Source organism: Myxococcota bacterium, assembly GCA_041389495.1.
GTDB lineage: Bacteria > Myxococcota_A > UBA9160 > UBA9160 > UBA4427 > JAWKRT01.
Genome location: JAWKRT010000001.1, coordinates 2209506 through 2230146, shown reverse-complemented (window position 1 = coordinate 2230146; position 20641 = coordinate 2209506). Strand labels below are relative to the sequence as shown.

The window sequence follows — 20641 nt, the reverse complement described above, 5'->3', positions numbered from 1 at the left end:
TCGTGGTCCGCTAGCTCGCGCGCCGCGCGTTCACGCCGCCGTCGGAGCCCTGGCCGATCAGGTTCCGGAGCTCCTGCACGTCCGAGCTGCGACCCATCGCGTCGTCGAGCGTGATCAGTCGGCGCTTGTACAGCGCCGCCAGCGACTGGTTCATGGTCTGCATGCCGTACTTCTCCTGGCCGACCTGCATCGCCGAGTACAGCTGCGCGATCTTGTCGTCCCGGATGAGCGCGCGAATGGCCGAGTTGGGCACCATGACCTCGAGGGCGAGCACGCGGCCCGGCCCGTTCGCGCGCGGCAGGAGCGTCTGGCACATGATCCCCTCGAGCACGAACGAGAGCTGCTGGCGGATCTGCGACTGCTGGTAGGGCGGGAACATGTCGACGATGCGGTTGATCGTCTGGACGGCCGAGTTCGTGTGGAGCGTCGCGAGGCAGTAGTGGCCCGTCTCCGCGATCGAGAGCGCCGCCTCCATGGTCTCGAGGTCGCGAAGCTCGCCGACGAGCACGACGTCGGGATCCTGCCGGAGGATGTACTTGAGCGCGGTCTTGAAGCCCGTCGTGTCCGCGCCCACCTCGCGCTGGTTCACGATGCAGCCCTTGTGCGGGTGCAGGTACTCGATCGGGTCCTCGATCGTGACGATGTGCTCGTTGCGCTCGGTGTTGACGCGGTCGATCACCGACGCGAGCGTCGTCGACTTGCCCGAGCCGGTCGGCCCCGTGACGAGCAGGAGGCCTCGCGGCTTGCGCGCGAGCTCCGTGACGATCGGCGGCAGATTGAGCTCTTCGAAGGTCTTGATCTTGAACGGGATCGCGCGGAAGGCGCCGGCGACGTTGCCGCGCTGCACGAAGATGTTCCCGCGGAAGCGCGACAGGCGCTGAACGCTGAACGAGAGGTCGAGCTCGTTCGTCTCCTCGAACCGGTGCTTCTGCGCGTCCGTCAGCACCGAGTAGGTGAGCTGCTTCGTCTCCTGGGGCGACAGCGGCGGCATCTTGAGCGGATGCAGCTTGCCGTCGATCCGCAGCTGCGGCGGCGACCCCGTCGTGATGTGCAGGTCGGACGCGCCCTTCTCGATCATCGCCTTCAGCAGCTGATGCATGTTCGCCATGCAGCGATCCCTTCCTCGTCGTCCGGCTAGTCCGCGCTCGAGACGCGGTAGACCTCGCCGAGGGTGGTCACCCCCTCGGCGAGCTTGTTGAGCGAGCTCCGGCGCAGGGTCAGCATCCCGCCCCGGATCGCCTCGCGCTTCAGCTCGAGGGCAGACGCCCCGTTCAGCACGAACTCCTTGAGCTCCTCGGTGAGCTCCATGACCTCGTACACGGCGACGCGCCCCTTGAAGCCGGTCTCGCTGCAGTTTCCGCAGCCGGCTCCCTTCATGGGCGTGATGCTGTTCGCCTCCTCCTCGGTCATGCCCGCCTCGACGAGCTCCTCCTTCGTCGTGACGTCGTCGACCTCCTTGCACTCCGGACAGACCCGACGCGCGAGGCGCTGGGCGACGATGCAGTTGACGGACGAAGCGACGAGGAACGGCTCGATACCCATGTTCAGGAGGCGGTTCACGGTCGAGGGCGCGTCGTTCGTGTGCAGCGTGGAGAGCACCATGTGGCCGGTGAGCGCGGCCTTGACGGCGATCTCCGCCGTTTCGAAGTCGCGGATCTCACCGACCATGATGATGTCGGGGTCCTGGCGCAGGAACGACCGCAGGGCGGCGGCGAAGTTGAGCCCGATGTCCTCGTGCATCTGGCACTGGTTGATGCCGGCGAGGTTGAACTCGACCGGGTCCTCGGCGGTCGAGATGTTCTCGGAGATCTTGTTCAGCTCGGACAGCGCCGAGTACAGCGTCGTCGTCTTTCCGGAGCCGGTCGGGCCCGTGACGAGCACCATTCCGAAGGGGCGGTGGATGCAGTCCTTGAAGACGTCGAGCTGCTGCTGCTCGAAGCCGAGCTTCGTCATGTCGAGCTGGAGGTTCGACTTGTCGAGCAGACGGAGCACCACCTTCTCGCCGAACAGCGTCGGAAGCACCGACACGCGGAAGTCCATCTCGCGGCCACGACCGAGCTTCAGCTTGATGCGGCCGTCCTGGGGAAGGCGCCGCTCCGCGATGTCGAGCTCGGACATGATCTTGATGCGCGAGATGATCGCGTTCTTGAGCTTCATCGGCGGCTTCATGATCTCGTAGAGCAGGCCGTCGATGCGGTAGCGAACGCGGAAGCTGTGCTCGTAGGGCTCGACGTGGATGTCCGACGCGTTGCGCTTGATCGCCTCGGTCAGGATCAGGTTCACGAGCTTGACGACGGGTGCGTCCTCGGCGGCACCCGCCGCCTCCGCGGCGTCGAACTCGTCGTCGTCGGTGACGACGTCGATATCCGAATCGTCGAAGTCCGCCATCACGTCGTCGAGCGACGTGCCGGCGTCGTAGTACTTGTCGAGCGTGCGCTTGATCGCGGTCTCGGACGCGACCACCGGCTGGATGTTGTAGCCGGTGAGGAACTTGATGTCGTCGAGCGCGAAGATGTTGGACGGGTCGGCGGTCGCGAGGATCAGCGTCGAGCCCGCACGGTTCACGGGGACGACGGTGTGCTTGAGGGCGACCTCTTCGGGGACGAGCGACAGGACCTCGCGATCGATGTCGAAGTCGTCGAGGTTGATCGAAGGGACGCCGTACTGCTTCGCGACGAAGTCGGTGAGCTCGGCTTCCTCGAGGAAGCCGAGCTCGGTGATCTCGGCGCCGAGTCGGCTCCCCTTCGCCGTGGCCTCGTCGCGCGCCTTCTTCAGCTGGTCCTTCGAGAGCAGGTTCTCTCGGACGAGGAGCTCACCGATCCGCTCGTTCACCGCCGACCTCTCCCAGCGCGCGGCGCGGTGCCGCCGCCCGTCCGTCGCTGCGGACACGGGCGGCGTCGCCACGAAAGCGGCGCAATCTCGGCGAGCTATCGGCGGTCGTTCGTGGGAGCTTTACCAGAGGCCGCGGTCAGCTCGGCGAAGGAGATGCCGCCGAGGCGCAGCACGACGAAGCCCTGGAGCGTGAAGCTCGCCCAGAAGACGAGCCACACGAGGAGGCCGAGCGCGAGCGACGTCGCATCGTCGACGCCGAGCGGCCGGAGCACGGCCGTGAACGCGAGCTGATAGACGCCGAAGAACCCCGGCGCAGAGGGGATCGCGACCGCGACGCCCACGGCCGCGAGCAGCAGCCACGAGACGTAGACGAGCCGGTCGGTGCTCGCGGTCACCTCGGGCGGGAGCTCGAACGCGACGAGCCCGGCGGTCATCGGGAGCGCGCCGACGAGCAGCCAGATCGTGATCGAGTGGAACAGGATCCACCACAGGTGCGTGCCGCCCGAGATCGCGGCCAGGCCCTCGGTGAAGCGCAGGAGATTCCCCGACACGAAATCGCGCGCGTCCTGCGGGAACGGTCGCATCGCCCATTCGACGCCGCGAAGGACCGCCGCCGGCGCGAAGCGCAGGGCGATCAGTCCCGCGAGCGGGACGAACCCCGTCGGAAGCAGGAGCACTGCGCCCTCGGCGAGCAGCCCATCGCCCGCGCGCGCACCGAGAAGACCGATCGACGCCCCCGCCATCAGCAGCACGCACACGATGTCGAGCACGCGCTCGAGCACCACCGTTCCGAGGATGGCCGCGCCGCGCGTGCCCGTCTCGCGCGCCAGGTACCACGAGCGGACGAACTCCCCCATTCGCAGCGGGACGAGGTTGTTCACGAGGAAGCCGACCGACTGCGCCTTGTAGAGCAGTCCGCGGGACATCGGCGCGATCGGGTTGGTGAGATGCCGCCAGCGGAGCGCGCGCAGGTAGATGCTGAGCACGTGAGCGGGAACGGAGACGACGAGCAACGTCCACAGGTCGGCGCGCCGCAGCGCGCTCGCGACCTCGCTCATCGGAACGTCCTTGGCGACGTACCAGATGCACCCGACCGTGATGGCGACGCCCAGCCACACGCGCCAGTCGGTCCAGCGCGAGCGCGGTGCTTCGGGGGCCTCGGTCGACGCGGTCGTCTCGCTCACGCGAGCCCCAGCAGCGCGCGCGCCTGCTCGACGTCGCGTGCGATCTGCGCGCGGAGCGCTTCGACGTCCTCGAAGCGCCGCTCGTCGCGGATGGCGTGCTCGAACGAGAGATCGACGCGGCGCCCGTAGAGGTCGCCGTCGAAGCCGAGTACGTGCGCCTCGGCCAGCAGCCCCTGCCCGTCGTCGAAGGTCGGACGCGTCCCCACGTTCGTCACCACGGGGAGGCGCGTCCCTCGCGCGGGCTCGCCCTCGTCGAGGAGTGCGACGTACCCCGCATACACGCCGTTGCGCGGGAGCACCTCGTTCTCGGGACGGAGGTTCGCGGTCGGGAAGCCGAGCCCGCGACCGCGTCGCTGACCCGGAAGGACGTTGCCGCGCACGCTGAAGGCGCGGCCGAGGAGCTCGCTCACCTCTTCCACCTCACCGCGCGCGAGCAGGTCGCGGATGCGCGTCGAGTTCACGTCGCGCTCTCCGACGGTCACCTCGGGAACGATCGTGACGGCAAAGCCGAGCCGCGGGCCCGTCTCCGTGAGCAGCCTCATCGACCCCTCGCGATCGCGCCCATAGTGGAAATCGTACCCGACGTAGACCTCGACCGGCCGGATCCGGGCGTGCACGTAGTCGCGCACGAACTCCTCGGGAGTGACGCGGGCGAAGCCCCGATCGAACGGCTCGAGGATGGTCACGTCGACGCCGAACGACGCCAGCAGCTCGAGCTTCTGGTCGAGCGTCGTGAGCAGGGCGGGCGCGCGCTCGGGAAAGAGCACCTTCCGCGGATGCGGGTCGAACGTGTAGACGACCGCCTCGCCCGCGTGGGCGCGCGCCCGATCGACGACGACCTCCATGATCGCGCGATGTCCGACGTGCAGACCGTCGAAGTTGCCGATCGTGAGTACGGGCCGGACGAGCACGCGCTCGAGCGCCGCCGTCCCGTGTACGACCTCCACTGCTAGACTCCCCGCCGTGCGAACCCTGTCGCGCCATCTCGCCGCGCGCTTCGTGCAGCTCTTCCTGGTCATCACCTGCATCGCCGCCCTCGCGATCGTCGTCGTCGAGCTGCTGCTCGATCTCGACGGCGTACTCGCGTGGGGCGACGGCTGGCGCGGAGCCTTCGCGTACCTCGGCCTGCGACTGGCGTCGGAGTATGCCAGCTACGTCGTTCCGGTCACGGCCTTCCTGGCGGCCTTCCTGGCGGCCGCGCAGCTCGCCTCGAGCAACGAGTGGACGGCGATGAAGGCGGGCGGCGTGTCGCTCGCGGCCGCCGCGACGCCCATCCTCGTGAGTGGCCTCGCGCTCGCAGTCGCGATGGCCGCCTTCCACGAGAGCGTCGGCCTGGAGGCGCGCCGCGCGTGGAATCGCCAACGCGACGACGCGCCGACCCTGCGCTTCCGCAACGGCGCGTTCTGGGTGCATCGCGGCCCCTGGATCTTCCGCGTCGCCGACGCGGACGAGGCCTCCGATGCACTCTTCGACGTCCGACTCTTCGAGCGCGACGCCGAGGGCGACCTCCGCCGCAGCATCGATGCGCGGAGCGCCGCCGTCGGCGAGGGCGATCGGTGGACGCTCCGGGATGCCGTCGTGCGCGAGTACCCGCCCGGCGACGCCGCGGCCCTCCCGACGGTACGGCGCGAGGATCGCCTCGAGCTCGCGATCGCAGACCCGCCCGGCCGCGCGGCGCTCCGCCCCGACGTGCGGGCGCTCTCGATCGCCGGGCTTCGCGAGTACATCGCCGCCCGCGAGGCGCGGGGCGCGGATGGATCGCGCCCGCGTGCCGCGCTCTACGGACGCGTCGCCGACTGGATCGCGATCGCGCTCCTGGTCGCGCTCGCGATCCCGATCGGCCTCGAGACGGAGCGGACGCGGAGCATCGGCCGCACGGCCTCGCTCGCGACGCTCGCGCTCGCGGTGTTCTTCGCGGTGCGGAGCGTCGGCGCGGTGCTCGCCGCACAGGCCCTCGTGCCGCCGGCCGTCGTCAGCGCGGGGCTCGTCGCCCTCCTCGCCGCCGGCGCCGGCTCGGCTCTCGCCCGCGCGCCGCGCTGACCCCGGCCCCCGGCCCTCTGCGCCGCCTAACGCCGCGCGCCCGCGTCGCGATCGAGGTAGCGGAAGAAGGAGTGATCGGGCGGCAGCACGAGCGTCGTCTCGGTGCCGAGCGTCTTGCGGTAGGCCTCGAGGCTCCGCACGAAGGCGTAGAACTCGGGGTCCTGGCCGAAGGCGTCGGCGTACGTGCGCGCGGCACCCGCGTCGCCCTCGCCCCTCGTCCGCTCGGAGAACGCGTTGGCCTCCGCGAGCGTGGCGCGCGCCTCCTTCTCGGCCTGCGCGCGCGCCTCTCGCGCGAGCCGCTCGCCGCGCACGCGCGACTCGCGCGCGATCGCGCGCTGCTGCTCGCGCATCTGCTCGTAGGCCGCCGTCAACGCCTGCGCGGGGAGATCCATCCTGTTGATCCGGACGTCCACGATCGCGACGCCCGTCTCCACGAGCTCCTCGTTCGCACGCTCGGCCATCGCGTCGAGCACCTCGGTGCGCTCGAGGAGCTGCGCGATGTCGAGGCTGCCGATCGTCTCGCCCACGAGGCCCTTGACGGACTCCTGGATGCGCGCGCGCGCCTTGTTCATGCCGTACTCCGCGTCCTCCTGGAACTGCGGGAACGCGCGGATGAACAGGCTCGGGTCGGCGATGCGCCAGACGGCGTAGTAATCGGTGCGGAGCGTCTGCCCGCCGGCGATCACGACGTCGATCGGCGTCGCGTTGAGGTGTTGCAGGCGCCGGTCCACGGTGATCACGCGGCTGAGTGGGACGGCGAGCTCCCACCCGGGCTCGGTCACGACCTTGTACTCCGTCGCCGTGACCGGCATGAGCAGCACGTTCTGCTCGAACTCGCGCGTCACGACGACGACGCTCGGGAGGTAGCCGCCGGGCAGGCGCACCTCGCTGGCCCAGATCGCGCCGACGGCCAGCGCGACCGTCGCGAGCACCAGCAGGATCGCGCGCATCACGGCGTGTCCTCCGCCGCCGCGGCGCTCGCCGCGGCGCCCGCGGTCGCGGCGGGCGCGCCGCTCCGCGCCCGCTCCGCCCCGATCGACAGCAAGGGCACGACCTGCGCGGCGCCCGGCTCGACGATCACCTTCTCCGCGGTCGGGAGGATCGACTCCATCGTCTCGAGATAGAGCCGCTCGCGCGTCACCTCGGGCGCGCGCTGGTACTCGGCGAGCAGCGCCGTGAAGCGCGCGGCCTCGCCCTCCGCCTCGACGAGCTTCGCGTCGCGGTACGCGATCGCCGCCTCCTGCACCTCGCGCGCCTGCGCCTGCGCGCGCTCGACGATCTCGCGCGCGTCGCCGCGCGCCTCCGCCTGCTTGCGCTGCTCGTCCTGGCGCGCCGCGACCACGTCGTCGAACGCGCCCTGCACGGGGGCCGGCGCCTTGGAGTCCTGGATCTCGATCTTGTCGATGCGGAACGCCGAGCGCTCGCTCGAGCCGAAGTACGCGTCGACGCGGTCCTGGAGCAGGATCTCCGCCTCGCGTTGGATCCCGGCGCGGTTCTCCCGCAGCGCCTCGTTGCCCGTGTGCTTGCCGACGACCTCGCGGAGCGCGCTCTGCGCCGCGTCGCGCAGCGTCGCCGTCGGATCGGCGAGGCCGTACACGAACGAGAACGCATCGTTCACGTAGTACTGAACCACGTAGCTCATGTTCACGATGTTGTTGTCGGCGGTCTGGATCGCGTTCTCGCCGGCCGCCGTCTCCTCGGTCAGCGCGGCGCGATCGGCGTCGAGGTACCCGAACTTCTCGCGCCGCAGCTCGCCGAGGCGGATCACCGCGTGCGACTGGATCGGACGCGGCACGTGCCAGCGCAGGCCGGCCGTCGCCTCGGTCCGCAGGTAGCGGCCGAAGCTCAACACGACGGCCGCCTCGCCGGGCGCGAGCCGATAGAAGCCCGTGTACGCCCAGCCGCCGATGACGCCGATGCTCGTGACCAGCACGAGCCAGCGGCGCACCGACCGCCCCGCCCTGCGCTCGATCTCGTCGGACGTGCCGCCCCCCCGCGCCACGGCCTACCCCTTCCCTTGCGAGTCGCCGCCGCCGCGCGTTCCGGAGAACGTGCCGTCGTAGAACGGTCGCAGGATGTCGATCGGGATCGGGAAGATCGTCGTCGAGTTGTTCTCGGTCGCGATCTCGGCGAGCGTCTGCAGGTAGCGCAGCTGCAGCGCGGACGGCTCCGTCGCGATCACGCGCGCCGCGTTCGCGAGCCGCTCCGCCGCCTGGAACTCGCCCTCCGCGTGGATGATCTTCGAGCGCTTCTCGCGCTCGGCCTCGGCCTGCCGCGCCATCGCGCGCTGCATCTCGACGGGCAGGTCGATCTGCTTCACTTCGACCGCGCGGACCTTGACGCCCCACGGCTCGGTCTGCAGATCGATGATCTCCTGCAGCTGCTGGTTGATGCGATCGCGCTCGGCGAGCAGGTCGTCGAGCTCGGCCTGGCCGCACACGCTCCGCAGCGTCGTCTGCGCGAGCTGGCTCGTGCCGTAGAGGTAGTTCTCGACCTGGATGACGGCCTTCTCGGGGTGGAGCACGCGGAAGTAGAGCACCGCGTTGACCTTCACCGAGACGTTGTCGCGCGTGATCACCTCCTGCGCCGGGATGTCCATGACGATCTCGCGCAGCGAGATGCGCACCATGCGGTCGACGCCGGGAATGATCCACTTGAGGCCGGCGGTCTTCACGCCCGCGAAGCGGCCGAGCCGGAACACGACGCCGCGTTCGTACTCGGCCAGCACCTTGAAGCCGGCGAACACGAGCGCCAGCAGCACGCCTGCAAAGATGATCGGAACCTGGATCATGCTCCCCTCCGTGGCCGCCCGTCGGGCGTCCGCCCTGCCTCGCCCCGCTACCGCTTCCGTGCGCGCCGGACCCGCAGCGCGAGCCCCTCGACGCCGACGATCTCGACCGCCTCGCCCTCGCCCACCGCGTCGTCCGACGACGCGTTCCAGTACTCGCCGCGCACGAACACCTTGCCCGTCGCGCCGACCGGCGTCGCCGCCTTGCCGACGAGCCCGATGAGTTCGTCGACGCCCGCCGTCTGCGCGGAGAACAGGCTGCGACTCAGCGCGAACACGGCGATGCCGCCAAACGCCGCGACGCCCGCCACCGCCGGCACGAGCACGGTCCAGAACGAGACGTTCAGGTCCGACTCCTCCGGCAGGTGGAAGAGCATCGAGCCTCCGAAGAGGAGGCACGCGATGCCCGCCGCGAAGAGCAGACCGAACGAAGTCACGAAGATCTCGGCGACGAGCAGCGCGATGCCGACCGCGATCAGCAGCAGGCCGGCCCACGAGAACGGCAGGATCTGCATCGCGATTCCCGTGAGCGCGAGGCACACGAGGCCCACCGCGCCGGGCACGATCAGCCCTGGATTGTTGAACTCGATGTAGAGGCCCGCGAGCCCGGCCATCAACAGGATGGCCGCGACGTTCGGGTCGACGAGGAAGGCGAAGAAGCGCTGCCCGAGCGTCATCTCGACCGGCGAGAAGCTCGCGTTCGCGAGCGAGAGCGTCACCTTCCCGCTCTTGAGCGTGACCTCGCGCCCCTCGATGCGCTCGAGGAGCTCGCGGCGCGAGTCGACCACGAGATCGATCACGTTCTTCTCGAGCGCCTCCTCGGAGTCGATCACGACGGAGTGCCGCACGGCCTCCTCGGCCCACTCGGTGTTGCGCCCGCGCTCCTTCGCGATCGTCTCGACGTACTTTGCGAGCATGTTCTCGGCCTTCTCGAGACCGTAGTCGGACGGGCCCTTGCTCTCTCCGTCCTCGTCGGTCGAGGGCTTCGGATTCGCTCCGCCGATCGAGACCGGATGCGCCGCGCCGATCGTCGTCCCCGGCGCCATCGCCGCGACGTGCGCCGCCATCGTGATGAAGACGCCGGCCGAGCCCGCCATCGCGCCGCGCGGGGTCACGTGCACGATCACGGGCACGTCGGCGTTCAGCATCCGGCCGACGATGTCCATCATCGAGGCGACGAGCCCGCCCGGCGTGTCGAGCTCGACGAGCACCGCGGCGGCGCCGCTCGCGTGCGCGTCGTCGATGGCGCCCATCAGGTAGTCGGCGGTCGCGGGGTTGATCGAAGCATCGATGCGGACGACGTGGACGACGCTCGCGGCCGCGGGGCGCGCATCCATCGCGAGCACGGCGGCCGCGCACAGGAGGATCGCGGACCGCACGCCCGCGGCGCGCACGCGACCTCTCACGCGCGGCTCCGCAGGAGCTTCTCGATGCGATCGAAGAGCTGCGCGGCCACGTCGCGCTTCGGCAGCAGCGGCAGCTCCTCGACGTCGCCCGACGGCCACACGAACGCGACCGCGTTGGTGTCGACGTCGAAGCCCGCGTCGGCGCGCGACACGTCGTTCGCGACGAGCAGGTCGCAGCCCTTGCGCGCGAGCTTGCGCTTCGCAGCGGGCAGGACGTCCTCGCTCTCGGCGGCGAAGCCCACGACGACGCGGCGCTCGCGCCCCGGCCCCGGCGCACTCACCTCGGCCAGGATGTCGGGATTGGGAACCAGCTCGAGCGTGAGCCCGGCGGCATCGCCGAGCACCTCCTTCTTGAGCTTGCGCTCCGCGCGCGCGGCCGGCCGGAAGTCGGCCACCGCCGCGGCCTTCACGACCACGTCGGCGTCGGCGAGCTCGGCGTGAACGGCGTCGCGCATGTCGAGCGCCGTGACGACGTCGACGCGCCGCACGCCCGCCGGCGTCGCGAGCGCGCACGGCGCCGCGACGAGCACGACGTCCGCCCCGCGCCGCGCCGCCTCGGCCGCGACCTCGAAGCCCATCTTTCCCGACGAGCTGTTCGAGAGGGAACGCACCGTATCGATCGGCTCGCGCGTGCCGCCCGCCGTCACGACGACGCGACGCCCCGCGAGCGAACGCGCGCCGAGCGCCCATTCCGCGTGCGCGGCGATCTCCGCGGGCTCGGCCATGCGGCCCTCGCCCTGCCAGCCGCACGCGAGCTCGCCCGAGGCGGGGCCGACGAAGCGCACGCCGCGCTCGCGCAGCACCGCGACGTTGCTCCGCGTGGCCGGATGGCTCCACATGTTCACGTTCATCGCAGGCGCGACGAGCACGGGGGCGCGGGTCGCGAGCAGGACGGCGCACACGAGGTCGTCCGCGAGCCCCTGGGCCATGCGCGCGAGCGTGTGCGCCGTGGCCGGCGCGACGACGACCAGCTCGGCCCAGTCCGCGAGCGCGATGTGGTCGATCTCGCCTTCTTCGGACGGGTCGAGGAGCTCGCTGCGAACGGGGTGTCCCGTCAGCGTCTGGAGGACGAGGGGGGAGACGAAGGACGCGGCGCCGCGCGTCGCGACGCAGCGCACTTCGTGGCCGGCGCGCCGCAGCGCGCGCACGAGCTCGGGAACCTTGTAGGCGGCGATCCCGCCGGTCGCGGCCACAAGGATGCGGCGCGGCTGCATCCACTACCCCCTGTTCCCGGACGCTGTCCCCGGACGCCGTCCCCGGACGCTGTCCCCGGACGGCCCGGACTGCGGAGCCGCGACCGGTTCCCGCGAGGACGGCGGCGAGCTTACCGGAAAAGCCCGGTCCCCCAAACGAAAGGAGCGGCTGCGCGCGTCGCGGCCGCCCGCCCGAGCGCCGCGGCGGGGCGCGTACCGCGCGCCGCCTAGCGCGGCCGGCCGAGCTTCTCGCGCAGGGCCTTCGCGACCACGCCCGGCACGAACTCGTCGATCGACACGCCGAAGCGCACCAGCTCCTTGAGCCGCGACGAGCTCACGTACAGGTACTCCTGGCTCGACATCATGAACAGGATCTCGATGCTCGGGTAGAGGTGCTTGTTCATGAGCGCCATCTCGAACTCGTACTCGAAGTCGGCGATGGCGCGCAGGCCTCGGATCACCGCCGTCGCGCCGATGCGCTTGGCGTAGTCGACCATCAGCCCGTCGAAGCTCTCGGCGCGCGCGCCCGGGTGCTCGGCGAGCACCTCGCGCAGCATCGCCATCCTCTCGTCGAGCGTGAACGTCGCGTTCTTCCCGATGTTCTCGGCGACCGCGACGATCACCTCGTCGAAGACCTCGAGACTCCGCTTGATGAGGTCGAGGTGACCGTTCGTGATGGGGTCGAAGCTCGCGGGAAAGAGCGCGAGCCGAGGCGTGGCCTTCGCCATGTCGGGATTCAGGCCCCCTTTTCGCTCGCGTCGGGCGAGCCGTCGCCGTCGTGGGTGCGCAGCAGGTCGACCGCGGTGTCGCCGTAGGCTCGCTCGCGCTCGACGATGTAGCCAACGAGCGAGCTGGCTTCGAGGGGGCTGCGGCGCGCGCGCTCGACCACCGCGAGCCCGCCGGGCGCGAGGATCGCTTCGGCGGCGAGCGCGGCGAGCGCGGGCTCGTACAAGCCAGCGTCGTAGGGCGGGTCGAGGAAGACGAGGTCGAAGCGCTCGCCGCGGCGCGCGAACGTCCGGAGCGCGCGCAGCGCGTCGCCGGGCTCGACGCGCGCGAGGCCGACGAGCCCGAGATCGTCGAGGTTGCGCCGCACGCAGGCGATGCTCGCGCGGGCGACGTCGACGAACGTCGCGTGCTCGGCCCCACGGGAAAGCGCTTCGATGCCGAGCGCGCCGCTGCCGGCGAAGAGATCGAGCACGCGTGCGCCGCCGACGTCGCCGAGCGCCGCGAAGATGGACTCGCGCACGCGGTCGGTCGTCGGCCGCACGCCGTGCGGCGGCGGACGCAGCCGCCGGCTCCGCAACGATCCGCCGATCACGCGCACCGCCACCCCATCCTTTCCATCCTTCGCGCGCGTTCACGCGTTCGCGACGTCGCCACCGGGCCGGCACTCGCACACCCGCTCCCGCATCGGCGCAGTCCCATCGTGCGCCCGTCGGCAGCGCCTTGCTAGGGCGGACGCCGCCGGTAGACTGCGCGCCGCTCCGGGGTCCGGCCTTCCGAGTGCCGCCCGCGCGCACTCCGCCCACGCGGCGCGCGCCGCGCGACGCGGCCCGGCGCACACCGGCGGCGGGGCTTCGCACACCGGGAATGTCGAATCGACGACGAGCGGCGTTGTTCGGCGCGGAGCGGACGCGACGCTCCGACGCCGGTCGGCGTCGACGTCGGGGGAGCCGCATCGGCGCGCGCGGCGGCCGCGCCGCTCGGGGGGAGCGCATGAGCGCAGACGGTTTCGATCGCTGGAAGAAGGGGCTCGCTTCTCGCATCGCGGAGGTGCGCGGTGCGCGATCGCAGCGCCAGTTCGCGCGGGACCTCGGCGTCTTCCAGCAGAACGTGAACCGCTACGAGAGCGGCACCACGCCCCACGCCGACTTCCTCGTCAGGATCGCGCTCGAGGAGGGCGTCTCTCTCGACTGGCTCCTGCTCGGCAAGGGGCGCATGAAGCGCCCGCGTTGAGTCGCTCCGCCGGGCGCGGGCCGGACCGCCCGCCCCCGCCACCCCGGCTCGCTCGCCCGGGCGCCCCCCCGGCCACCCGCGCGCTTCCCCCGGAGCGGAAGCGCCCTTCCCACCGTCCGCCGTCCCGGCGGGATCGCGCGTGCGCGTGCGCGTGCAGGGAGGCGACCCAACGCGGGAGCGGGCCTCGACTTCCGGCGCGCGCCGCGGCGCGGGGCACGCATCTTGCTCCCTGTCCCCGCAGCCCGCGCGGTGCGGGCCGGGAGACGACACCGAGATGGCCGCTGCCCGCACGCTCCTCGTCGCCGCCATCGCGCTGCTGACCGCGGCGGACCACGTCACGACGTGGCTCTGTCTGCGCGAGCCCGTGCAGGGGTGGGTCGTCGCGGAGGCGAACCCGTTTGCCGCATGGCTCTTCGCACAGACGGGGCTCGTACCCGGGCTGCTGATCGACTCGCTCGTCACGCTCGCGGCGCTCGTCTATCTCGCGACGACCACGCGCTTCGCGCCCGCACTGCGCACCGCGATGCTCGGCGTGGTCGCGGTCACGACGGCCTACGCCGTCGTCAACAACGCGTTCGCCATCGCCGAGCTCGGCATCGGGCCGTTCGGGGCCTGACACCATGCGCGAGACCCTCTTCGCGACGATGGCCCTGCTCGGGCTCGCGGTGCTCACCGGCGCCTGGCTCGACCGCAGCGACGCGGCCTCCGCCTTCGCACTCGGCGGAACGCGCACGCTGCCCGCGGTCGGCGCGGCGCCCGCGAGCGCGCGCGGCGCGGCCGACGCGCCGCCGCTCCTCTCGGCGCGCGACGTCGCCGTGGAGATCGAGGTCGCGCACTTCCTTCGCGAGCGACACAGCGGCCTCGCCGACGCCGAGATCGACGCGGTCGCGCGGACGATCGTGGTCGAGGCGCGGCGACACGACCTCGAGCCGCTGCTCGTGCTCGGACTGATCCGCGTCGAGAGCGCGGGCTACGCCTTCGCCGTCTCGCACGTCGGCGCCTACGGGCTCATGCAGATCATGCCGGCGACGGGCGCCGAGCTCGCCGCGCGCATGGACGTCGCGTGGCACGGGCCCGACACCCTCTTCGACCCGATCGTCAACGTGCGCCTCGGCACCGCCTACCTGCGCGAGCTCGTGGATCGCTATGCGGGCGACGTCGCGACGGCGCTCGCGGCCTACAACTGGGGGCCGGGGCGGATCGACCACCGCCTGCGCACGGGCGCCGACGTGCCGCAGCTCTACATCACGCAGGTCCGCGCCGCGCACGAGCAGCTGCTGACGCGCGGATCGTGACGCAGGCGGCGCAGCCGCGCGGGCCCGCTCGCGCCTAGCGTCCGCCCGCCGCCACGCTCGGCGGCGACACGAGCGCCTCGACGAACCCGTCGACCGCGCGCATCGCGTCTCGGTCGCCCGACCGGTAGCCGTTCACGAGGATCGAGAAGCGCACGCGCTCGCCGGAGGCGAGCTGGGCGAGCCCGGAGAGCGCGGTCACGCGCGTGAGCGTTCCCGTCTTCGCGCGCACCCAGCCCGCAGCGCCGGCCGCGCGGTCGGAGAGCGTGCCGTCGACGTCCGCGATGGGCATCGAGGCCATCCACTCGGGGCCGAAGGCGAAGGACGACTCGCCCGCGCGGATCGCCTGCACGAGCGCGCGAGGCGTCGCGCGGTCGTGATACGACAGGCCCGAGCCGTCGACGAGGTCGAAGCCGTCGGCGCCGACGCCGAGCGACTCGAGCCGGCGGCGCAACGCCGGGATCCCCTCGCTCCAGCTGCCGCGCGGCGCGCCCTCGCGCAGCGCGAGCTGCTTCACGAGCGCCTCGGCGATCTGGTTGTTGCTGTACTTCATGCACAGCTCGACGATCTCGGACAGCGGCCGTCCGCGATGCCGGAGCAGCTCGGTGCCCGCCGCCTCGGCGCCGTCGCGGGCCACGCGGAGCTCGCCGTCGACGCGCACGCCCGCCTGCGCGAGCTGCTCGCGCAGCACCGAGCCCGCATAGCGCGTCGGGTCGACGACGCTGCGGTAGAACGTGACGTCGTGCTCGTCCGCCGCGGCCTGGCCGCTCACGATCACGAGCTCGTTGCCCGCCGCCTCCTCGCGATCGACGCGCAGCTGCGTCTGGCGACGCGGGTCGAGCGTCACGGCGCGGTTCACGAGGCGGAGGTGGTCGACGGCCGGCGCCAGCGAGACGATCGCCGGGCTGCCGATCGCCGCGCCGGGCCGCACGACGGCGCTGAACGTTCCGTAGTTCGCGTTGAGCGCGCTCACGGGCGCGTGGTAGGCGCGCGCCGACGTCCGCCCCCACGACGGGTGCCAGAGCTCGCGGTCGAACAGCGAGTCGTCGAGCACGAGGTCGCCCCGCACGCGCCGCAGGCCGGCGCGGCGCAGGCCGTCGGCGATGCGCCACCAGTCCTCGGAGTTGAGGGCCGGGTCGCCGCCCCCCTTGAGGACGAGCGTGCCGACGGCGCCCTCGGCGTCCGGCTCGCGGTCGGCGAGCAGCAGCGTCTCGAAGCGGTGCGCCGGCCCGAACGCCGAGAGCGCGGCGAGCGACGTGAAGATCTTGGCGTTGGAGGCGGGGGTGAGTGGACGGTCCGCATCGCGCGCGAAGACGACGCGGCCGTCGGCGCCCTCGACGAGCGCGGCGACCCGCGCGCCGCGCAGGGCCTGGACGTCGAGGCTGCGTTCGAGTGCGGCGCGGAGCGCGGCGTCGCGCCCGCGCGCCGCGACGTCGTCGGCGGCCGCGGCGCCGCCGGCGGCCAGCGGGACCCACGCGAGCAGCGCGAGTGCGAGCACGCGGACGGCGGAGCGGCGGAGCCACGCCGCCGCGGCGAGCGCGCCGGTGCGGCGAGCGGGAGCGGCGAGGCCCGCGCGATCAGCCTGGGGGATCGACATGCCCGCCCGCATCGGAAGCGCCCCGCATCGAGCTGTAGGTTGTCCGCGCGTCCCGTGCGCGCCGCGATCGGCTTGACGCGTTCGAGCTTATCCGTGAGCCTCGCGGCCAGCAATCGAACGCGCTCGACGCGCGTTCAGGTCGCAGACCACCCGCGCCGATGCGGCACGCGGCGCTCCGCTGCCGCACGGTGCGACCGCCTCCTTCCCCCCGACCGGCGGTGATGCGACGACGCCGCGCGCTCTGCGCGGCGCCTCGCACGTGCGACGCAGCGCGGGCGCGAACGCGTCGGAGGGTCGGGGGCACGTGCTCAGCTGGATCTGGATCGCACTCGTCGTCGTCGCCATCGCCTACGGCGGATGGGTCGGCACGCTCGACGCGGTGAACGGCGCGCTCATCGAGTCCGCGCGCGGCGCCGTCGCGTTCGTGATCAAGATCGTCGGCGTGATGGCCATCTTCCTGGGTGCGATGCGCGCGGCCTTCGACGGCGGGTTGCGCGACCTGCTCGCGCGCGCGATCGCCCCGGCGCTCCGGCGCCTCTTCCCCGACGTCCCGCCCGACCACCCTGCGATGGGCGCGATCATCATGAACATGGCGTCGAACGCGCTCGGGCTCGGCAATGCGGCGACGCCGTTCGGCATCAAGGCGATGAAGGAGCTCGACCGCCTCAACCCGGCGCCCGGCGTCGCGTCGGACCCGATGGTCCTGTTCCTCGCGATCAACACGTCGGCCGTCGCGCTGTTCCCGCTCGGAGCGGTCACGATGCGCGCCGTCGAGGGCTCGACGGATCCGTTCTCGATCTGGATCCCGACGCTCGTCGCGTCGACGTGCTCGACCGTCGCAGGCATCGCCGCGTACTTCGCGCTCGGACGGCTTCCGATGTTCGCGGCGCCGCGCGGAGACGCGACGCGGCCGCCCGCCACCGCGGCCGACGACACCGCGGCGGATGCGCCCTCCGAGGCCGCGCCGCCCGCGCGCGCGAGCCGCGCGCAGGCAGTCGCCGCGATCGCGGCCGCGCTCCTGCTCCTCGTCGTGATGGGCCGCGACGTCGCGACCTCCGAGCTCGCCGGCCTCGCCCTCTTCAAGCAGTGGGCGACCGACTGGCTGATGCCGGTCTTCTTCGCGTCGCTCGTGCTCTTCGGGTTCGGCCGCGGCGCCTCGGTGTACGACTCAGCCGTCGAGGGCGCCAAGGAAGGCCTCGAGGTCGGTGTGCGCATCGCTCCCTATCTCGTCGTGATCCTCGTGGCCGTGGGCCTGCTGCGCGCATCGGGGGCGCTCGAGGCGATGATCGGGCTCCTGGACCCGCTGACGAGCCGCTTCGGCGTGCCCGCCGAGGTGCTCCCGATGGCGCTGATCCGCCCGCTCTCGGGAAGCGGCGCGACCGGCGTCATGGTCGAGACGATCCAGACGTACGGGCCGGACTCCTTCGTCGGCCAGCTCACCTGCGTGATCGCGGGCTCGACCGAGACGACCTTCTACGTGCTCGCCGTGTACTACGGCGCCGTCGGCGTGCGCGCGACGCGCCACACCGTGCTCGCCTGCCTGACGGCCGACTTCGCCGGGTTCGTCGGCGCGGTCGCGGCGAGCCACTGGTGGTTCGGCCAGGCGAGCGGCGGGTGACGGCGAACGACGATCCCGGCTCGCGCGTGCGCGCACTCGCCGCGCGCGCGTTCGGCGTCGAGCCAGGCGCGGTCGCGATCGAGCCGCTGCGCGCCGGGCTCGGCGCGCGTCGCTTCTTCCGCGCGCGCGCGCTCGGGACGTCGGCGCCGCGCACCGCGATCGCGCGCGTCGACATGCCGGAGGATCCGGCGCTTCGCCCGGCGGGCGTCGCGCCCGAGCCGCCGCTCGAGCCGATCCGCGCGTTGCTCGAGTCGCGCGGCCTGCCCGTTCCGCGCCGGCTCGCGCACGAGCGCGGCATCGAGCTCCTCGAGGACGCGGGCGACCTCACCCTCGAGCGCGTCGCGCGCGAGGCGCCGGCGCACGAACGCCGTGCCCTCTACGCGCGCGCCTGCGCGATCGCAGCCGAGCTCCAGCGCGTGGCACGGGCGCCGGGCGTCGCCGCCTTCGAGCGCCGCCTCGATCGCGCGCTCTTCGCCTACAAGGCCGACCAGGTCGCGACGTGGCTGCTTCCGGCGGCGTTCGGCCGCGCGGCCACCGCGGCGGAGCGGGCCGTCGTCGATCGCGCGTTCGACGAGGTCGCCGATCGCGCACTCGCCGCACCGCAGCGGCTCGCACACCGCGATTTCAAGGCGCAGAACCTCCACGTGGTCGATCGCGGCGCGGGCGCGGAGCTCGTGCTGATCGACCTGCAGGGCGCCTTCCTCGCGCCGCCCGAGTACGACCTCGTGTGCCTGCTCCGCGACCTGCACGTCGCGCTCGCCGACGAGGAGATCGCCGAGCAGCTCGCGCGCGTGCGCCCGCAGCTCCCCGACGCCCCGTCCGAGGCCGAGCTTCGCGAGCGCTTCGACCTGCTCACGCTCTCGCGCGTCGGCAAGGACACGGCGCGTTTCGTGTGGGCGGTGCGCGAGCGCGGCGACGAGCGCTACCGCGCGTACGTGCCGAACGGCGTGCGCAGCCTGCAGCGAGCCGCCGCCGCCCTCGCGACGCGCAGCCCGGCGCTCGCCGACCTCGCGGAGCTCGTCGCGCGCATTCCGGAGTCGCCGTGCGCGCGATGATCCTCGCGGCCGGCCTCGGAACGCGGATCGCGGCGCTCTCGGCGCTGCGACCGAAGCCCGCCCTGCCCGTGCGCGGCGTCCCGCTCGTCGCACACCTGCTCGAGTGGCTCGCTGCGGCGGGTGTGACCGAGGTCATCGTCAACCTGCACCACCGCGCCGACCTGATGCGCGCGGCGGCGGAGCGCTGCCGACCTCCCGGCGTCGCACTCTCGTTCAGCCCCGAGCCGGCTCCGCTCGGCACGGGCGGCGGCATCGCACGCGCGGCCGGGTTCCTGCGCGCGAGCGACCCGTCGATCGTGATCGCGGGCGACATGCTGATCGACACCCGGCTCGACGCGCTCGTCGACGCACACCGCGCGCGCGACGATGCCGCTACGCTGCTGCTGCGGTCGGACCCGCGCGCCGCCCGCTTCGGATCGATCGGCCTCGACGCGGAGGGAGTCGTGCGGCGAATCGGTGCGAGCTTCGACCTCGGCGGCGCCGTCCGCGAGGGGCTCTTCGTCGGCGTCCGGCTGTTCTCGCCGCGGGCCTTCGACGCACTCGACCGCGTCGCGGCCGCGCGCGGCGAGGACGCGGCCTTCGAGGACCTGCGCGACTGGCTGGCACCCGAGCTCGCGCGCGGCGCGCGCGACGTGCGCGGCGCGCTGCTCGCGCCGGACGAGCTCGTCTGGGAGCCCGTCGGCACCCTGCGCGAGTACCTCGACGCGAACCTCTCCCCGCCCGCGCTCTCGTACGCCCCGCACCCGCACCCGCTCGCCGGCGCGACCCGCGTCGACGGCGACGTCGTGATCGGGGACGGCGCCATCGTCGAGGGTGGTGCGCGGCTCGCGCGCGCGGTCGTGTGGGACGGTGAGCGCGTTCCGGCCTCGGTCGACGCGAGCGACGGCGTGTTCGCCGGTGGTCGTTTCCACCGCGCCGAGGAGCCTGCGGCGTGAGCGACCTCGTGTTCGTCGGGACGAGCGACGCGTTCGGCGCGGGCGGCCGCCGCCAGTCGGCCGTGCTCGTGCGCGGCGCGCGCGGCACGCTGCTCGTCGATTGCGGCGCCACGACCGGCTCGGGCCTCGCCGAGCTCGGCATCGACCGCAACGAGATCGACGCGATCGTCGTCTCGCACTTCCACGCCGACCACTTCGGAGGCATCCCCCAGCTGCTGCTCGCGGCGCGCTACGTCGACGCGCGCCGTACGCCGCTCTGGATCGCGGGCCCGCCCGAGGTCGAGACGCGCGTGCGCGCGCTCGCCGCGGCGATGGGTCACCCGCTCGACACCGCGCTCGCCTTCGACCTTCGCTTCGTCGAGCTGGCGCCCGGCCGCCCGCACGAGATCGGCCCCGCGCGCGTCGAGTCGTTCGCGACGCGCCACCAGATCGAATCGAACCCGCACGGCTACCGGATCGACGCCGGCGGCGCCTCGATCGCCTACTCGGGCGACACGGGCTGGTTCGACGCGCTCCCGCGCGCGGTCGCCGGGGCCGACCTGTTCATCTGCGAGTGCACGCAGCACGCGCGCGGGCTCGACTTCCACTTGAGTCTCGAGGAGCTCGCCGAGCACCGCCGCGAGTTCGACTGCGGGCGCATGCTGCTGACGCACCTCGGCGCCGAGATGCACGCGCGTCGCGGGAGCTGCGGCTTCGAGACCGCGGACGACGGCCTCGCGCTCCGGCTCTGACGACCGCGCCGCCT

At 72.5% G+C, this 20641-nt stretch carries 20 protein-coding genes; 8 read left to right on the top strand and 12 right to left on the bottom strand.

The features are described 5' to 3' along the window. Positions 1–10: 10 nt before the first annotated feature. The 4 genes from R3E88_09875 to R3E88_09860 all read right to left on the bottom strand — a co-directional run bounded on the left by R3E88_09875 (position 11) and on the right by R3E88_09860 (position 4963). Complete coding sequence (locus R3E88_09875; protein ID MEZ4216771.1) at positions 11–1108, bottom strand: PilT/PilU family type 4a pilus ATPase; 1098 nt, start codon at positions 1106–1108, stop codon at positions 11–13. 26 nt (positions 1109–1134) lie between these two features. Continuing rightward, positions 1135–2832 carry a type IV-A pilus assembly ATPase PilB gene (pilB, locus tag R3E88_09870; protein ID MEZ4216770.1) on the bottom strand — a complete coding sequence of 566 codons (1698 nt, stop codon included), beginning with the start codon at positions 2830–2832 and terminating at the stop codon, positions 1135–1137. 95 nt (positions 2833–2927) lie between these two features. Next, a complete protein-coding gene (locus tag R3E88_09865) occupies positions 2928–4016 on the bottom strand; it encodes a lysylphosphatidylglycerol synthase transmembrane domain-containing protein (protein ID MEZ4216769.1) in 1089 nt (362 codons plus the stop codon). Further along, positions 4013–4963, bottom strand: a complete 951-nt coding sequence (locus tag R3E88_09860) for a bifunctional riboflavin kinase/FAD synthetase (GenBank protein MEZ4216768.1) — start codon at positions 4961–4963, stop codon at positions 4013–4015. Before R3E88_09860 ends, R3E88_09865 begins: the two co-directional genes overlap by 4 nt. Before the next feature lie 16 nt (positions 4964–4979). Here R3E88_09860 and R3E88_09855 point away from each other — a divergent pair, with 16 nt between their 5' ends. Continuing rightward, a complete protein-coding gene (locus tag R3E88_09855; protein MEZ4216767.1) occupies positions 4980–6056 on the top strand; it encodes an LptF/LptG family permease in 1077 nt (358 codons plus the stop codon). A gap of 26 nt (positions 6057–6082) precedes the next feature. Here R3E88_09855 and R3E88_09850 read toward each other — a convergent pair whose 3' ends face one another. From R3E88_09850 to rsmD, 7 genes are all read right to left on the bottom strand, one after another. Beyond that, the gene (locus tag R3E88_09850) at positions 6083–7006 is read right to left on the bottom strand and encodes a protease modulator HflC (protein ID MEZ4216766.1); all 924 of its coding nucleotides are present in this window, start codon (positions 7004–7006) and stop codon (positions 6083–6085) included. Then, entirely contained in the window at positions 7006–8058 is a 1053-nt protein-coding gene (gene hflK / locus R3E88_09845; GenBank protein MEZ4216765.1) for an FtsH protease activity modulator HflK, read from the bottom strand. The genes R3E88_09850 and hflK overlap by 1 nt, the downstream gene beginning before the upstream one ends. A 3-nt stretch (positions 8059–8061) precedes the next feature. Beyond that, positions 8062–8847, bottom strand: a complete 786-nt coding sequence (locus R3E88_09840; protein MEZ4216764.1) for a slipin family protein — start codon at positions 8845–8847, stop codon at positions 8062–8064. A gap of 47 nt (positions 8848–8894) precedes the next feature. Further along, on the bottom strand, positions 8895–10250 hold the full coding sequence (locus R3E88_09835; protein MEZ4216763.1) for a nodulation protein NfeD: 1356 nt from the start codon (positions 10248–10250) through the stop codon (positions 8895–8897). Beyond that, the gene (coaBC, locus tag R3E88_09830) at positions 10247–11464 is read right to left on the bottom strand and encodes a bifunctional phosphopantothenoylcysteine decarboxylase/phosphopantothenate--cysteine ligase CoaBC (protein ID MEZ4216762.1); all 1218 of its coding nucleotides are present in this window, start codon (positions 11462–11464) and stop codon (positions 10247–10249) included. Before coaBC ends, R3E88_09835 begins: the two co-directional genes overlap by 4 nt. Before the next feature lie 206 nt (positions 11465–11670). Continuing rightward, a complete protein-coding gene (gene coaD / locus R3E88_09825; GenBank protein ID MEZ4216761.1) occupies positions 11671–12171 on the bottom strand; it encodes a pantetheine-phosphate adenylyltransferase in 501 nt (166 codons plus the stop codon). Between the two features lie 8 nt (positions 12172–12179). Continuing rightward, positions 12180–12773 carry a 16S rRNA (guanine(966)-N(2))-methyltransferase RsmD gene (rsmD, locus tag R3E88_09820; protein MEZ4216760.1) on the bottom strand — a complete coding sequence of 198 codons (594 nt, stop codon included), beginning with the start codon at positions 12771–12773 and terminating at the stop codon, positions 12180–12182. A 386-nt stretch (positions 12774–13159) separates the two neighbouring features. Between rsmD and R3E88_09815 the strand changes: the two genes are divergently transcribed. The 3 genes from R3E88_09815 to R3E88_09805 all read left to right on the top strand — a co-directional run bounded on the left by R3E88_09815 (position 13160) and on the right by R3E88_09805 (position 14694). Further along, positions 13160–13399: a helix-turn-helix domain-containing protein gene (locus R3E88_09815; protein MEZ4216759.1), complete on the top strand. Its 240-nt coding sequence runs from the start codon at positions 13160–13162 to the stop codon at positions 13397–13399. Positions 13400–13673: 274 nt separating this feature from the next. Beyond that, complete coding sequence (locus R3E88_09810; protein ID MEZ4216758.1) at positions 13674–14015, top strand: DUF5658 family protein; 342 nt, start codon at positions 13674–13676, stop codon at positions 14013–14015. A 4-nt stretch (positions 14016–14019) separates the two neighbouring features. Continuing rightward, a complete protein-coding gene (locus tag R3E88_09805; GenBank protein ID MEZ4216757.1) occupies positions 14020–14694 on the top strand; it encodes a lytic transglycosylase domain-containing protein in 675 nt (224 codons plus the stop codon). Positions 14695–14728: 34 nt separating this feature from the next. Here the strand turns inward: R3E88_09805 and dacB are convergent, their stop codons facing one another. Further along, a complete protein-coding gene (gene dacB / locus R3E88_09800) occupies positions 14729–16288 on the bottom strand; it encodes a D-alanyl-D-alanine carboxypeptidase/D-alanyl-D-alanine-endopeptidase (GenBank protein MEZ4216756.1) in 1560 nt (519 codons plus the stop codon). 304 nt (positions 16289–16592) lie between these two features. Between dacB and R3E88_09795 the strand changes: the two genes are divergently transcribed. Genes R3E88_09795 through R3E88_09780 form a run of 4 tightly spaced genes read left to right on the top strand, consistent with a single transcriptional unit; the run spans position 16593 to position 20627 of the window. Beyond that, complete coding sequence (locus R3E88_09795; GenBank protein ID MEZ4216755.1) at positions 16593–17906, top strand: nucleoside recognition domain-containing protein; 1314 nt, start codon at positions 16593–16595, stop codon at positions 17904–17906. Next, positions 17903–18961, top strand: a complete 1059-nt coding sequence (locus R3E88_09790) for a phosphotransferase (protein ID MEZ4216754.1) — start codon at positions 17903–17905, stop codon at positions 18959–18961. The genes R3E88_09795 and R3E88_09790 overlap by 4 nt, the downstream gene beginning before the upstream one ends. Continuing rightward, positions 18958–19896: an NDP-sugar synthase gene (locus R3E88_09785; protein MEZ4216753.1), complete on the top strand. Its 939-nt coding sequence runs from the start codon at positions 18958–18960 to the stop codon at positions 19894–19896. Before R3E88_09790 ends, R3E88_09785 begins: the two co-directional genes overlap by 4 nt. Next, entirely contained in the window at positions 19893–20627 is a 735-nt protein-coding gene (locus R3E88_09780; protein ID MEZ4216752.1) for an MBL fold metallo-hydrolase, read from the top strand. Before R3E88_09785 ends, R3E88_09780 begins: the two co-directional genes overlap by 4 nt. The last annotated feature ends 14 nt before the right edge of the window (positions 20628–20641 follow it).

Bases quoted from the DNA above. Each gene is read 5' to 3' on its own strand.
- R3E88_09875 (MEZ4216771.1), bottom strand. From the start codon at position 1,108: ATGGCGAACATGCATCAGCTGCTGAAGGCGATGATCGAGAAGGGCGCG.
- R3E88_09850 (MEZ4216766.1), bottom strand. From the start codon at position 7,006: ATGCGCGCGATCCTGCTGGTGCTCGCGACGGTCGCGCTGGCCGTCGGC.
- R3E88_09840 (MEZ4216764.1), bottom strand. From the start codon at position 8,847: ATGATCCAGGTTCCGATCATCTTTGCAGGCGTGCTGCTGGCGCTCGTG.
- coaBC (MEZ4216762.1), bottom strand. From the start codon at position 11,464: ATGCAGCCGCGCCGCATCCTTGTGGCCGCGACCGGCGGGATCGCCGCC.
- coaD (MEZ4216761.1), bottom strand. From the start codon at position 12,171: ATGGCGAAGGCCACGCCTCGGCTCGCGCTCTTTCCCGCGAGCTTCGAC.
- R3E88_09815 (MEZ4216759.1), top strand. From the start codon at position 13,160: ATGAGCGCAGACGGTTTCGATCGCTGGAAGAAGGGGCTCGCTTCTCGC.
- R3E88_09810 (MEZ4216758.1), top strand. From the start codon at position 13,674: ATGGCCGCTGCCCGCACGCTCCTCGTCGCCGCCATCGCGCTGCTGACC.
- R3E88_09805 (MEZ4216757.1), top strand. From the start codon at position 14,020: ATGCGCGAGACCCTCTTCGCGACGATGGCCCTGCTCGGGCTCGCGGTG.
- dacB (MEZ4216756.1), bottom strand. From the start codon at position 16,288: ATGTCGATCCCCCAGGCTGATCGCGCGGGCCTCGCCGCTCCCGCTCGC.
- R3E88_09785 (MEZ4216753.1), top strand. From the start codon at position 18,958: ATGATCCTCGCGGCCGGCCTCGGAACGCGGATCGCGGCGCTCTCGGCG.